Raw genomic sequence first — 14,022 nt, forward strand, 5'->3', positions numbered from 1 at the left:
TCGCCCACCGCACCGAGCCGTACCGACCAGCTGATACTGGCTCCGCACGGCCCGGTCCGTTGTCTGGAGTCCGGACATGACCAGCACCACAGCACCAGCCCCGATAAACGACACGACCGCGCGTTCCGAGGTCGAGCTCACGATCGGCGGCATGACCTGCGCCTCCTGCGCGGCCCGTGTCGAGAAGAAGCTCAACCGGATGGACGGCGTCACCGCCACGGTCAACTTCGCGACGGAGAAGGCGAAGATCTCCTACCCGGAGGGGATCGAGGTCGCCGATCTGATCGCCACGGTGGTGAAGACCGGCTACTCCGCCGAGGAACCCCCGCCGCCGCAGCCGGAACGGCCCGCCGGGACCGAGGAGCCCTCGGGGCTCGAAGAAGACCCGGAGCTCGCCTCTCTCCGCCGGCGCCTGACCGTCTCCGCGCTGCTCGCCCTGCCCGTCGTGCTGCTCGCGATGGTTCCGGCCCTTCAGTTCGACAACTGGCAGTGGCTCTCGCTCACCCTCGCCGCACCCGTCGTCGTATGGGGCGGTCTGCCGTTCCACAAGGCGGCGTTCACCAATGCCCGGCACGGCGCGGCCACCATGGACACGCTCGTCTCGGTCGGCACGCTCGCCGCCTTCGGCTGGTCGCTGTGGGCGCTGTTCTGGGGGCACGCGGGCATGCCGGGCATGCGCCACGGCTTCGAGCTCACCGTCTCCCGTACCGACGGGGCGTCCACGATCTACCTCGAGGTGGCCGCCGGTGTCGTCGCGTTCATCCTGCTCGGACGCTACCTGGAGGCCCGCTCCAAGCGGCGCGCGGGCGCGGCCCTGAAGGCGCTGCTCGAACTGGGCGCGAAGGACGTTTCCGTGCTGCGGGAGGGACGTGAGGTACGCGTTCCGGTGGCGCGGCTGGCCGTCGGCGACCGGTTCGTGGTCCGGCCCGGGGAGAAGATCGCCACCGACGGGACCGTCGTGGAGGGCGCCTCCGCGGTCGACGCGTCCATGCTCACCGGCGAGTCGGTGCCGGTCGATGTGGCGGTGGGCGATTCCGTGACAGGCGCGACCGTGAACGTCGGCGGCCGCCTGGTGGTCGAGGCGACCCGGGTCGGCGCGGACACCCAGCTCGCGCGGATGGCGCGGCTCGTGGAGGACGCGCAGAACGGCAAGGCGGAGGTGCAGCGCCTCGCCGACCGCATCTCCGGGATCTTCGTGCCCGTGGTGCTGCTGATCGCCCTCGGCACCTTCGGGGTGTGGCTCGGCGTCACCGGGGACACCGTCGCCGCCTTCACCGCGGCGGTCGCGGTGCTGATCATCGCCTGCCCGTGCGCACTGGGCCTCGCCACCCCGACCGCCCTGATGGTCGGCACGGGCCGCGGCGCCCAGCTCGGCATCCTGATCAAGGGTCCGGAGGTGCTGGAGTCCACACGGCGGGTCGACACCGTGGTCCTGGACAAGACCGGAACGGTGACCACCGGCCGGATGACGCTCCAGGAGGTGTACGCCGCCGAGGACAGCGACGAGAAGGAGGTTCTGCGGCTCGCAGGGGCCCTGGAACACGCCTCCGAGCACCCGATCGCCCGGGCGGTCGCGGAAGGCGCTCAGGAGCGCCTCGGCGACCTTCCGGCGCCGGAGCACTTCGAGAACGTGCCCGGACTCGGCGTGCGCGGCCGCGTCGAGGGACACGAGGTCACGGTGGGCCGCTTCCCCGGCGCGCTCCCGGAGCCGCTGGCCGGCGCCAAGGCCGGGGCCGAGACGCAGGGACGTACGGCCGTGGTGGTCGTCCGGGACGGGGTGGCACTGGGTGTCGTCACCGTGGCCGACGCGGTCAAGGAGACCAGCGCCGAAGCCGTACGGGACCTGCGCGCGCTGGGGCTGCGGCCGGTGCTGCTGACCGGGGACAACCGGGCGGTGGCCGAGGCGGTGGCGCGGGCCGTCGGCATCGACGGCGCGGACGTGATCGCCGAGGTGCTGCCCGAGGACAAGGTCGACGTCGTCCGGCGGCTCCAGGGCGAGGGGCGGACCGTCGCCATGGTCGGCGACGGCGTCAACGACGCGGCCGCCCTCGCCACCGCCGATCTGGGCCTGGCCATGGGCACCGGGACGGACGCGGCGATCGAGGCGAGCGATCTGACGCTGGTGCGCGGGGACCTGCGGGTGGCCGCGGACGCGATCCGGTTGTCACGGCGCACGCTCGCCACGATCAAGGGGAACCTGGCGTGGGCCTTCGGGTACAACGTGGCCGCCCTGCCGCTGGCCGCGGCGGGCTTCCTCAACCCGATGATCGCGGGTGCGGCCATGGCCTTCTCGTCGGTGTTCGTGGTCACGAACAGCCTGCGGCTGCGGGCGTTCTCGTGAGGGGACCGCGGGGACACCGGCCTCGGCGCGCGGTTCCCGGGACGGGGCGGTAAGAGTCCCTCTAGAGTCGGAAGCGAGCCTCACATAAGCTCTTCACAAGGCCCGCGCATCATCCTTACGCTGGGGCCTCGATCAACGTGTCGAGGCTCTTGCGCATCTTCAGGAGGTGCGCAAGAGACACAGATCACAGTGACGTGAACGTAACCAGCGGAAGGGTTCGTGGGTCTAAGTTGGCGATGTCGGAAGCGTCTTGGGGGGCGCGACTGACATCTGGGGATGTCTTGGGGGACGTCCCCGGGAAACTGCGTTGCCGGGGCACGTACACCGGGGAGCTTTGAGCGGCCCTCCCGTCCGTACGCGTCCCGGCAGACCGCACCGCAGTGGTATGCCGAGTTCTGCTCGTTTTGCTCACAGCGATTCAGGCGCTGTCCCGCAGGCGCCCGGCCGGATCCCGTGGGGGGAATCCGCACCGGGACATGGGAAGGCGCCCTGGTCGTCGGCCCGTGGGGGGACCGGCGCCGGGGCGCCTTCTGCTTTTCCGGCTCATGTGCGCGGAGCGCGCGGCGTACGCCGTTCTACGAAGACGGCGTACGCCATGGGTACGTACGACAGCTACGCGGCAGCGCCGCTCAGCGCTCCTCGACCGGGACGAAGTCGCGCTCGACCACACCGGTGACCGTGCCGACCCGGGGGCAACCCCCGGACCCCCGGCCGACCCAGAAGCCCACGCCACCCCAAGCCGACACACCGACCGGAGCCACCGAAACCGGCGGGCGGGGCACCAGACACCCGGCACCCCACACCGGCAGGTCTCAGCGCTCCTCGACCGGGACGAAGTCGCGCTCGACCACACCGGTGTAGATCTGGCGCGGGCGGCCGATGCGGGAGCCCGGCTCCTTGATCATCTCGTGCCACTGGGCGATCCAGCCCGGCAGGCGGCCGAGGGCGAACAGGACCGTGAACATCTCGGTCGGGAAGCCCATGGCGCGGTAGATCAGGCCGGTGTAGAAGTCCACGTTCGGGTAGAGCTTGCGCTCGACGAAGTAGTCGTCGGACAGCGCGTGCTCCTCCAGCTTGAGCGCGATGTCGAGGAGCTCGTCCTCCTTGCCCAGGGCGGAGAGGACGTCGTGCGCGGCGGCCTTGATGATCTTGGCGCGCGGGTCGAAGTTCTTGTAGACCCGGTGGCCGAAGCCCATCAGGCGGACGCCGTCCTCCTTGTTCTTCACCTTGCGGATGAAGGTGTCGACGTCGTTTCCGGAGTCGCGGATGCCCTCGAGCATCTCCAGGACGGACTGGTTGGCGCCACCGTGCAGCGGGCCCCAGAGCGCGTTGATGCCGGCCGAGATCGAGGCGAACATGTTCGCCTGCGAGGAGCCCACCAGGCGGACCGTGGAGGTCGAACAGTTCTGCTCGTGGTCGGCGTGCAGGATCAGCAGCTTGTCGAGCGCGGACACGACGACCGGGTCCAGCTCGAACTCCTGCGCGGGGACCGAGAAGGTCATGCGCAGGAAGTTCTCGACGTAGCCGAGGTCGTTGCGCGGGTAGACGAACGGGTGACCGATCGACTTCTTGTAGGCGTACGCCGCGATCGTCGGGAGCTTGGCGAGCAGGCGGATGGTGGAGAGGTTGCGCTGCTTCTCGTCGAACGGGTTGTGGCTGTCCTGGTAGAACGTGGACAGCGCGGAGACCACCGAGGACAGCATGGCCATCGGGTGGGCGTCGCGGGGGAAGCCCTTGTAGAAGTTCTTGACGTCCTCGTGCAGCAGGGTGTGCTGCGTGATGTCGTTCTTGAAGGCGGAGAGCTCGTCGACCGTGGGCAGCTCGCCGTTGATCAGCAGGTAGGCGACCTCCAGGAAGGTGGAGCGCTCGGCCAGCTGCTCGATCGGGTAGCCGCGGTACCGGAGGATGCCCTCCTCGCCGTCGAGGTAGGTGATGGCGGATTTGTAGGCGGCGGTGTTGCCGTAGCCGCTGTCCAGGGTCACCAGACCGGTCTGGGCGCGGAGCTTCCCGATGTCGAAGCCCTTGTCACCGACGGTGCTGTCGACCACCGGGTAGGTGTACTCGTTGCCGTCGTACCGCAGTACTACAGAGTTGTCGCTCACGTCTTCCCTCACCGACGTAGTGCCTCATCTTCGAGGTGCCCTGACTGTCTCTACCATCCCCCATTTGGCGCAGGAGAGTGCACTCGGGGTCGGCCGTTGGGCTCATCGGCGGCACTGAGTGCCGTCAACCTGCTCATCCTGCCCCCCTCCGACCCGTTCCGGAAGTGCTCTGTGACCTTCGCGACTCATTTGATCGATCATTTTTTTCGATGACCGGGGTGGGCGGTGGCGGGGTGCCGAGGACGGGAGGTGCTCAGCTCTCCAGGGGCCGCGGCGACAGCCTGAAGTCCAGTGCCGTGCAGCGGCGGCCGGCCGACACCGTACGCACCGCCTGACCGATCGCCTTGCGTGAACCGACGAGCACGACCAGCTTCTTGGCCCGGGTGACCGCGGTGTAGAGCAGGTTCCGCTGGAGCATCATCCAGGCTCCGGTGGTGACCGGGATGACCACCGCCGGATACTCGCTTCCCTGTGAGCGGTGGATCGTCACCGCGTAGGCGTGGGCCAGCTCGTCGAGCTCGTCGAACTCGTACGCCACCTCCTCGTCCTCGTCCGTCAGCACCGTCAGGCTCTGATCGACCGGGTCGAGCGCGGTGACCACGCCGACGGTGCCGTTGAAGACGCCGTTCTTCCCCTTCTCGTAATTGTTGCGAATCTGGGTCACCTTGTCGCCGACGCGGAAGACGCGGCCGCCGAACCGCTTCTCGGGCAGGTCGGGGCGGGCGGGGGTGATCGCCTGCTGGAGCAGGCCGTTGAGGGTGCCCGCGCCTGCGGGTCCGCGGTGCATGGGCGCGAGCACCTGCACGTCGCGGCGCGGGTCGAGGCCGAAGCGGGCCGGGATCCGCCGGGCCGCCACGTCCACGGTGAGCCGTCCGGCGGCCTCGGTGTCGTCCTCGACGAAGAGGAAGAAGTCCTTCAGGCCGTCGGTGAGGGGATGCTGTCCGGCGTTGATGCGGTGCGCGTTGGTGACGACACCGGACTGCTGGGCCTGGCGGAACACGCGGGTGAGCCGGACGGCCGGGATCGGGCTGCCGTCGGCGAGCAGGTCCCTCAGGACCTCGCCGGCTCCCACGCTCGGCAGCTGGTCGACGTCGCCGACGAAGAGGAGGTGGGCACCGGGCGGCACGGCCTTGACCAGCTTGTTGGCGAGCAGGAGGTCGAGCATGGAGGCCTCGTCGACGACGACCAGGTCGGCGTCGAGCGGGCGGTCCCTGTCGTACGCCGCGTCGCCGCCGGGCTTCAGCTCCAGCAGCCGGTGGACGGTGGAGGCCTCGGCGCCGGTCAGCTCGGACAGGCGCTTGGCGGCACGGCCGGTGGGCGCGGCGAGCACGACCTTGGCCCGCTTGGCCCGGGCCAGCTCGACGATCGACCGTACGGTGAACGACTTGCCGCAGCCGGGGCCGCCGGTCAGGACGGCGACCTTCTCGGTCAGCGCGAGCCGTACGGCCTGCTCCTGCTCGGGCGCCAGTTCGGCCCCCGTACGCCCCTTGAGCCAGCCCAGGGCCTTGTCCCAGGCCACGTCCCGGAAGCCGGGCATCCGGTCCTCCTGCGTGCGCAGGAGGCGCAGCAGCTGGGCGGAGAGGGAGAGTTCGGCGCGGTGGAAGGGGACCAGGTAGACGGCGGTGACGGGGTCGCCTCCGTCCGGGCCGGGCACCTTCTCCCGTACGACACCGGGGTCGTCGCCGTCCTCCGGTGGCTCCGCCAGCTCTGCGAGGCACTCGATGACGAGGCCGGTGTCGACCTGGAGGAGTTTCACGGCGTCGGCGATGAGCTGCTCCTCCGGGAGGTAGCAGTGCCCCTGGTCGGCGGACTGCGACAGGGCGTACTGCAGGCCGGCCTTGACGCGCTCGGGACTGTCGTGCGGGATGCCGACGGACTGGGCGATGCGGTCGGCGGTGAGGAAGCCGATGCCCCAGACGTCGGCGGCGAGGCGGTAGGGCTGGTTCTTGACGACGGAGATGGAGGCGTCGCCGTACTTCTTGTAGATGCGGACGGCGATGGAGGTGGACACCTCGACGGTCTGCAGGAAGAGCATGACCTCCTTGATCGCCTTCTGCTCCTCCCAGGCGTCGGCGATCTTCTTGGTGCGCTTGGGGCCGAGGCCGGGGACCTCGATGAGCCGCTCGGGCTCCTCCTCGATGATCTTCAGGGTGTCCAGCCCGAAGTGCTGGGTGATCCGGTCGGCGAAGACGGGGCCGATGCCCTTGACGAGTCCGGACCCGAGGTAGCGGCGGATGCCCTGGACGGTGGCCGGGAGGACGGTCGTGTAGTTCTCCACCGTGAACTGCCGCCCGTACTGGGGGTGCGACCCCCAGCGCCCCTCCATCCGCAGCGACTCGCCCACCTGCGCACCGAGGAGCGCACCGACGACGGTGAGCAGGTCACCACCGCCGCGGCCGGTGTCGACGCGGGCGACGGTGTACCCGTTCTCCTCGTTGGCGTACGTGATCCGCTCGAGCACACCTTCCAGCACGGCGAGCCGCCGCTCCCCGGCGTCGGCCGCCTGCCCTGCCCGACTGGCCTCCTTGGTCATGATCCGACGCTACCGCCGGGGTGTGACAGACGGGGCCGGGTGGGGCGGACCACGGTGAGCACCCAGGAGTTCAGCTCCTGGCCGGGCACGCTCCCCTGACGCGGCGTCACACGGCGGCTTCCCTCAACCACCGGCCGCTCCACGGAGGTTGACGGCCGCCGAACCGACCGCGCCGCTGTCGACTGCGCTGCCCCATGACCCCGCCCGCCTCAAGTGACCCCCGTCACACAGGTCACAATCCGGTCTCGCCCTCGCCCCACCCCTTGAAGGGGGGAATGTAATCGTTTCCAATCCTCTTTGTCAGTCGTGAAAACGATTCCACGGACTCACAAGGAGGTGGTCCGGCGATGGCGAGCATCAAGGACGTCGCCGCCGAGGCGGGGGTCTCCGTCGCCACGGTGTCGCGCGTCCTGAACGACCACCCGTCGGTCAGCGCCGAGGCACGCACCCGTGTGCTGGCCGCCGTCGAGGCGCTGGGCTACCGCCCGAACGCCGTCGCCCGGTCCCTGCGCACCGACCAGACCCACACCCTCGGCCTGGTCATCAGCGACGTACTCAACCCCTACTTCACCCATCTGGCCCGCTCCGTCGAGGAGGAGGCCCGCGCCCTCGGCTACAGCGTGATCATCGGCAACGCCGACGAGCGGCCCGACCTCCAGGACCACCATGTGCGGACCCTGCTGGACCGGCGGATCGACGGACTGCTCGTCTCCCCGACGGACGGCGGGTCGCCGCTCATGCTGGACGCTGCGCGGGCCGGCACCCCGATGGTCTTCGTGGACCGGTGGATCGCGGGCGTCGACGTACCCGTCGTACGCTCCGACGGCCGCGCCGCCGTCCACGACCTCGTCCGTCATCTGCACGGGCTCGGCCACCGGCGGCTCGCGATCATCGCCGGCCCGGCGGCGACCACGACCGGCCGGGAGCGCGTCGAGGCCTTCCGCGAGGCCCTGGCCGAGTACGGGCTCCCCCTGCCGGACACCTACATCGGCCAGGGCGACTTCCAGGTCGAGAGCGGGCGCCGGGCCACCGAGCGGTTCCTCGACCTGGCCGAGCCGCCCGAGGTCGTGTTCGCCGCCGACAACCTGATGGCGCTCGGCGCGCTGGACGCCGTCCGGGCGCGCGGCCTGCGGGTGCCGGACGACATCGCGCTCGCCGCGTTCGACGACATCCCGTGGTTCGTGCACACCGATCCTCCGATCACCGCGATCGCCCAGCCCACCGGCCGGCTGGGACGCGCCGCCGTGCGCGCGCTGGTCGACCGCATCGAGGGGCGGCACCCCGAGTCCGTCACCCTCCCCGCCCGTCTCGTCGTACGCCGCTCGTGCGGCGAGCCGCCTGCACAGGCCCCCGCTGTGCAGTTCCCCGTACAAAGGAGCCAGTCGTGAGCAACCCTGACGAGTTGCTGCGCATCGAAGGCATACGCAAGACCTTCCCCGGCGTGGTCGCGCTCGACGGCGTCGACTTCGATCTGCGCCGCGGCGAGGTGCACGTGCTGCTCGGTGAGAACGGCGCGGGCAAGAGCACCCTCATCAAGATGCTCTCCGGCGCCTACCGCCCCGACGCGGGGCGGATCCTGGTCGGCGGCGAGGAGGTGCGCATCCACGGTGCGCAGGACTCCGAGCGCCTCGGGATCGCCACCATCTACCAGGAGTTCAACCTCGTTCCCGACCTGACCGTCGCCGAGAACATCTTCCTGGGCCGCCAGCCGCGCCGCTTCGGCATGATCGACCGCAAGAAGATGGAGGCCGACGCCGCCGCACTCCTCGAACGCGTCGGTGTGCACGTGTCTCCCCGCGCGCGGGTGCGTGAACTGGGCATCGCCCGGCTCCAGATGGTCGAGATCGCGAAGGCGCTCAGCCTGAACGCGCGCGTGCTCATCATGGACGAGCCGACGGCCGTGCTCACCTCCGAAGAGGTCGAGAAGCTGTTCGCCATCGTGCGCGCGCTGCGCGAGGACGGCGTCGGCATCGTCTTCATCACCCACCATCTGGAGGAGATCGCCGCCCTCGGGGACCGGGTGACCGTGATCCGCGACGGCAGGAGCGTCGGGCAGGTGCCCGCCTCCACGCCCGAGGACGAGCTCGTGCGCCTCATGGTGGGACGGTCGATCGAGCAGCAGTACCCACGCGAACGGCCCGACACCGGCGCGGCGTTGCTCACCGTCGAGGGGCTCACCCGGGACGGGGTCTTCCACGACGTGTCGTTCGAGGTGCGGGCCGGTGAGGTCGTCGGCATCGCGGGGCTGGTGGGGGCCGGCCGTACGGAGGTCGTACGGGCGGTGTTCGGCGCCGATCCCTATGACAGGGGAGCCGTGCGCGTCGCCGGCACTCAGGTGCGCCGGTACGACGTGAACGCCGCGCTGGAGGCCGGGATCGGGCTCGTGCCCGAGGACCGCAAGGGCCAGGGTCTCGTCCTGGACGCGTCCATCGAGGAGAACCTCGGACTCGTGACCATGCGGGCCGCGACCCGCGGCGGGCTCGTCGACCGCAAGGGGCAGCACGCCGCCGCGGCCAAGGTCGCCGACCAGCTGCGCGTGCGGATGGCCGGTCTCGGGCAGCACGTGCGCACGCTCTCCGGTGGCAACCAGCAGAAGGTCGTCATCGGCAAGTGGCTCCTGGCGAACACCAAGGTGCTCATCCTCGACGAGCCGACGCGCGGTATCGACGTCGGCGCCAAGGTCGAGATCTACCAACTGATCAACGAACTCACGGCCGCGGGCGCCGCCGTCCTGATGATCTCCAGCGATCTGCCCGAGGTGCTCGGCATGAGCGACCGGGTGCTGGTGATGGCCCAGGGCCGGATCGCGGGCGAACTCTCCGCCGACGAGGCGACGCAGGACTCCGTCATGGCGCTCGCCGTCAGCACACCCACCACGTCTGTGAACGAAATGGAGGCCACCCGTGGCCACTGACACGCTCAAGAGCACAGCGGGCGCCGGTGGCGCCACGGGGGTCCGCAGACTCCTGCTCGACAACGGCGCGCTCACCGCGCTGATCGTCCTGGTCATCGCGATGTCGGCGCTGTCCGGCGACTTCCTGACGACCGACAACCTCCTCAACATCGGCGTCCAGGCGGCCGTCACGGCCATCCTCGCCTTCGGCGTCACCTTCGTGATCGTCTCGGCGGGCATCGACCTGTCGGTGGGTTCGGTCGCCGCGCTGTCGGCCACCGTCCTGGCCTGGAGCGCCACGTCGGCGGGCGTCCCCGTCGCGACAGCGGTGATCCTCGCGATCGCGACCGGCCTCGCCGCCGGACTCGTCAACGGCATCCTGATCTCGTACGGGAAGCTCCCGCCGTTCATCGCGACGCTCGCCATGCTGTCGGTGGGCCGTGGTCTGTCGCTGGTCATCTCGCAGGGCTCCCCGATCGCGTTCCCGAACTCGGTCTCGCACCTCGGTGACACGCTGGGCGGCTGGCTGCCCGTGCCGGTCCTCGTCATGGTCGTCATGGGCCTGATCACCGCGTTCGTCCTCGGCCGCACGTACATCGGCCGTTCCATGTACGCGATCGGCGGCAACGAGGAAGCGGCCCGTCTGTCGGGTCTTCGGGTGAAGAAGCAGAAGATCGCGATCTACGCGCTGTCGGGTCTGTTCGCCGCGGCCGCGGGCATCGTGCTCGCCGCGCGCCTCTCCTCCGCGCAGCCTCAGGCCGCCAACGGTTACGAGCTGGACGCGATCGCCGCGGTGGTCATCGGCGGCGCCTCCCTCGCGGGCGGCACCGGCAAGGCGTCGGGCACGCTGATCGGCGCGCTGATCCTGGCGGTGCTGCGCAACGGCCTCAACCTCCTGTCGGTGTCCGCCTTCTGGCAGCAGGTCGTCATCGGTGTCGTCATCGCCCTGGCGGTGCTCCTGGACACCGTGCGCCGCAAGGCCGGGGCCACCCCCGTGGCCGCCGGCACCTCTCCGGGCGGCCGGGGCCGGCAGACGCTGACGTACGCGCTCGCGGCCGTGGTCGCGGTGGCCGTGGTGGGCGGGATGTCCTTCCTGCACGGCGGCTCGTCCTCCACCACGCCGAAGGTGGGCCTGTCGCTGTCCACCCTCAACAACCCCTTCTTCGTGCAGATCAAGCAGGGCGCGCAGGCGGAGGCGAAGAAGCTGGGCGTCGACCTGACCGTCACGGACGCGCAGAACGACGCCTCGCAGCAGGCCAACCAGTTGCAGAACTTCACCAGCTCGGGCCTCGGCGCGATCGTCGTCAACCCGGTGGACTCGGACGCCGCGGGCCCGGCGGTGCGGGCCGCGAACAAGGCGGGCGTCCCCGTCGTGGGCGTCGACCGCGGCGTCAACAAGGCGAAGACGGCCGCGCTGGTCGCCTCCGACAACGTCGAGGGCGGCAAGCTGGGCGCCGAGGCGCTGGCCGAGAAGCTCGGCGGCAAGGGCAAGATCGTGATCCTGCAGGGTCTGGCCGGCACGTCCGCGAGCCGTGAGCGCGGCGCGGGCTTCGCCGAGGGCCTGAAGGCCTACCCGGGCATCCAGGTCGTCGCCAAGCAGCCCGCCGACTTCGACCGCACCAAGGGCCTCGACGTGATGACGAACCTGCTCCAGGCCCACCCGGACATCCAGGGCGTCTTCGCCGAGAACGACGAGATGGCGCTCGGCGCGATCAAGGCGCTGGGGTCGAAGGCCGGGAAGTCCGTCCAGGTCGTCGGCTTCGACGGTGAGCCGGACGGACTCGCCGCGGTCAAGGCGGGCACGCTGTACGCGTCGGTGGCGCAGCAGCCTTCGCAGCTGGGCCGGATCGCGATCGACAACGCGCTGCGGGCCGCTCAGGGCAAGAAGGTCGAGGAAACGGTCATGGTGCCGGTGAAGGTGGTCACGAAGGAGAACGTGGCCGGGTTCACCGGCTGACCCGCCCCGTCCGGTCGCCACGGCGGCGGGCCGCGCAGCACGCGCGGTCCGCCGCCGTGGGGCCGGATTCACCGCTTTGTCGGATGCACGGGGATCCGCTGGGATCCGTTGGGAGACAGTTCATGTACGACTACGACCTGCTGGTCGTGGGATCGGCCAACGCCGACCTGGTGATCGGGGTCGAGCGGCGGCCCGCGGCCGGGGAGACCGTGCTCGGCTCCGACCTGGCCGTCCACCCGGGCGGCAAGGGCGCGAACCAGGCGGTGGCCGCCGCCCGCCTCGGTGCCCGTACGGCGCTGCTGGCCCGGGTCGGCGACGACGCGCACGGCCGGCTGCTGCTGGACGCGCAGCGCGCGGCGGGCGTCGACACGGTGGGGGTCCTGGTCGGCGGGGCGCCCACGGGGGTCGCGCTGATCACGGTGGACCCGTCGGGGGACAACAGCATCGTGGTCTCCCCGGGCGCCAACGGGCGGCTCGCCCCCGAGGACGTACGGGCCGCACAGAGCCTGCTGCACGCCTCCCAGGTGGTGTCGGCGCAGCTGGAGATCCCGCTGGAGACGGTGGAGGAGGTCGTACGGAACCTGCCGTCCGGCACCCGGTTCGTGCTGAACCCGTCGCCGCCGAGGCCACTGCCCGCCGAGGTGCTGGCGGCCTGTGACCCGCTGATCGTGAACGAGCACGAGGCACGGGTCATCGCGGGCGACGAGCTGGGCGGGGCGCCCGAGGACTGGGCACGGGCGCTGCTGGCGCTCGGCCCCCGCTCGGTGGTGGTGACGCTGGGCGCGGAGGGCGCTCTGGTGGCGGCCGACGGTTCGATGACCCGTGTCCCCTCGGTGAAGGTGGACGCCGTCGACACGACGGGCGCGGGCGACGCTTTCACGGCGGCGCTGGCCTGGCGGCTGGGCACGGGCGCGGCGCTGCCCGAGGCGGCGGCGTACGCGGCGCGGGTGGGGGCGGCGGCGGTGACGCGCCCCGGCGCTCAGGAGTCCTACCCCACCGCCGAGGAGGTCGAAGCCCTGTGCGGTGCCGGTCTGGGGGGCAACCCCCGGACGCCCGGCCGGCAAGGCGAGCCGGGAGAGCCCGCGCGAGGAGCGTCCGCGCGAGGTGAGTCCCTGTGAAGAAGGCCGGAATCCTGAACCGTCACCTCGCGGGCGCGCTGGCCGAGTTGGGGCACGGGCACGGGGTCCTGATATGCGACGCCGGCATGCCGATCCCGGCGGGCCCCCGGGTCGTGGACCTGGCGTTCCGCGCCGGGGTGCCGTCCTTCGCGGAGGTCCTGGACGGTCTGCTCCAGGAGCTGGTGGTGGAGGGCGCCACGGCCGCGCACGAGGTGCGGGACGCCAACCCGCAGGCCACGACGCTGCTGGAGGCCCGCTTCCCGGACCTCGAGCTGGTCCCGCACGAGAAGCTGAAGCGGCTTGCGGCCGATGCCCACCTGGTGGTCCGCACCGGTGAGGCCCGCCCGTACGCGAACGTACTCCTGCGCTGCGGCGTCTTCTTCTGAACCGGCCGCTCTGCTCAACCAGGCGATCTGCCGAACCGGGCGATCTGCCGAACCGGGCGATCTGCTGAACCGGCCGCTCCGCCCGAGATACTTCGAGGGGCCCGGTCACTGCCCGGGCCCCTCGGTTTCCCCCCACCCAGCCAGAACCCCCGTGATCCCCCCAGATCCCCCCGGGGAGTCCTGACTCCCCTTACGACACGCAGAAGGCGGCAAGGGTTGCATCTTTCGCCGGGGAATTTTCCGCGGGGTCCGGTGCGGGCGGCGCAAGAACTGGCACGGGATGTGGACAGGGTCGATGATGGAAGTGGAGCAAGAAGGTGATGGATCACGAACGACCGTGAGCCGGACAAGGCAGACTCCTCGTCGAGGGAGGCGTCCGCTCCTCAGCGAGTGAGCGCTCCCCGGGCCATGCGGAGCGCGGCCGAACAGCTGACCGAGCTGCTCGGGCGGGCTCCTCAGTCCGTTTCGGCGCTGAGGCCGACGGACCAGGGCTGGGAAGCCCTCGTCGAGGTCCTGGAGCTGGAGCGCGTTCCGGACACGAGCAGTGTGATGGCCAGCTACCGGGTCGTTCTGGACCCCGCGGGCAATCTGATGGGCTACGAACAGGTACGCCGCTACACCCGCGCGCAGGTCGACAAAGAGGGCCGCTGACAGCGGCTGACGCCCTTCGCCCGAAGGGACAGAAGATTGTG

Annotated in this window: 9 protein-coding genes; 7 read left to right on the top strand and 2 right to left on the bottom strand. The window is 70.7% G+C overall.

All coding sequences use genetic code 11. The features are described 5' to 3' along the window. Positions 1–76 precede the first annotated feature (76 nt). Entirely contained in the window at positions 77–2,341 is a 2,265-nt protein-coding gene (locus SY2F82_RS04000; protein WP_200417499.1) for a cation-translocating P-type ATPase, read from the top strand. Positions 2,342–3,153: 812 nt separating this feature from the next. Here SY2F82_RS04000 and SY2F82_RS04005 read toward each other — a convergent pair. After that, complete coding sequence (locus SY2F82_RS04005; RefSeq protein WP_200417500.1) at positions 3,154–4,443, bottom strand: citrate synthase; 1,290 nt, start codon at positions 4,441–4,443, stop codon at positions 3,154–3,156. Between the two features lie 253 nt (positions 4,444–4,696). Beyond that, positions 4,697–6,976 (bottom strand): ATP-dependent RecD-like DNA helicase, encoded by a 2,280-nt coding sequence (locus tag SY2F82_RS04010; protein WP_200417501.1) that lies wholly within the window; start codon positions 6,974–6,976, stop codon positions 4,697–4,699. Positions 6,977–7,323: 347 nt separating this feature from the next. Between SY2F82_RS04010 and SY2F82_RS04015 the strand changes: the two genes are divergently transcribed. The 6 genes from SY2F82_RS04015 to SY2F82_RS04040 all read left to right on the top strand — a co-directional run bounded on the left by SY2F82_RS04015 (position 7,324) and on the right by SY2F82_RS04040 (position 13,981). Continuing rightward, positions 7,324–8,364, top strand: a complete 1,041-nt coding sequence (locus tag SY2F82_RS04015) for a LacI family DNA-binding transcriptional regulator (protein WP_200417502.1) — start codon at positions 7,324–7,326, stop codon at positions 8,362–8,364. After that, a complete protein-coding gene (locus SY2F82_RS04020; RefSeq protein WP_200417503.1) occupies positions 8,361–9,890 on the top strand; it encodes a sugar ABC transporter ATP-binding protein in 1,530 nt (509 codons plus the stop codon). The genes SY2F82_RS04015 and SY2F82_RS04020 overlap by 4 nt, the downstream gene beginning before the upstream one ends. After that, positions 9,880–11,826, top strand: coding sequence for a substrate-binding domain-containing protein (locus SY2F82_RS04025; RefSeq protein ID WP_200417504.1), 1,947 nt, complete (start codon positions 9,880–9,882; stop codon positions 11,824–11,826). Before SY2F82_RS04020 ends, SY2F82_RS04025 begins: the two co-directional genes overlap by 11 nt. A gap of 122 nt (positions 11,827–11,948) precedes the next feature. Further along, positions 11,949–12,944, top strand: coding sequence for a ribokinase (locus tag SY2F82_RS04030; protein WP_200417505.1), 996 nt, complete (start codon positions 11,949–11,951; stop codon positions 12,942–12,944). Further along, positions 12,941–13,330, top strand: a complete 390-nt coding sequence (gene rbsD / locus SY2F82_RS04035; protein WP_200417506.1) for a D-ribose pyranase — start codon at positions 12,941–12,943, stop codon at positions 13,328–13,330. Before SY2F82_RS04030 ends, rbsD begins: the two co-directional genes overlap by 4 nt. A gap of 324 nt (positions 13,331–13,654) precedes the next feature. Next, a complete protein-coding gene (locus tag SY2F82_RS04040; protein WP_200417796.1) occupies positions 13,655–13,981 on the top strand; it encodes a gas vesicle protein in 327 nt (108 codons plus the stop codon). Positions 13,982–14,022: the final 41 nt, after the last annotated feature.

It is taken from the genome of Streptomyces sp. Y2F8-2, assembly GCF_014905555.1.
In the GTDB taxonomy this organism is placed as follows: domain Bacteria; phylum Actinomycetota; class Actinomycetes; order Streptomycetales; family Streptomycetaceae; genus Streptomyces; species Streptomyces cynarae.

Coding starts and splice junctions, on each gene's coding strand:
- SY2F82_RS04000 (WP_200417499.1), top strand. CDS start 77: ATGACCAGCACCACAGCACCAGCCCCGATAAACGACACGACCGCGCGT.
- SY2F82_RS04010 (WP_200417501.1), bottom strand. CDS start 6,976: ATGACCAAGGAGGCCAGTCGGGCAGGGCAGGCGGCCGACGCCGGGGAG.
- SY2F82_RS04015 (WP_200417502.1), top strand. CDS start 7,324: ATGGCGAGCATCAAGGACGTCGCCGCCGAGGCGGGGGTCTCCGTCGCC.
- SY2F82_RS04030 (WP_200417505.1), top strand. CDS start 11,949: ATGTACGACTACGACCTGCTGGTCGTGGGATCGGCCAACGCCGACCTG.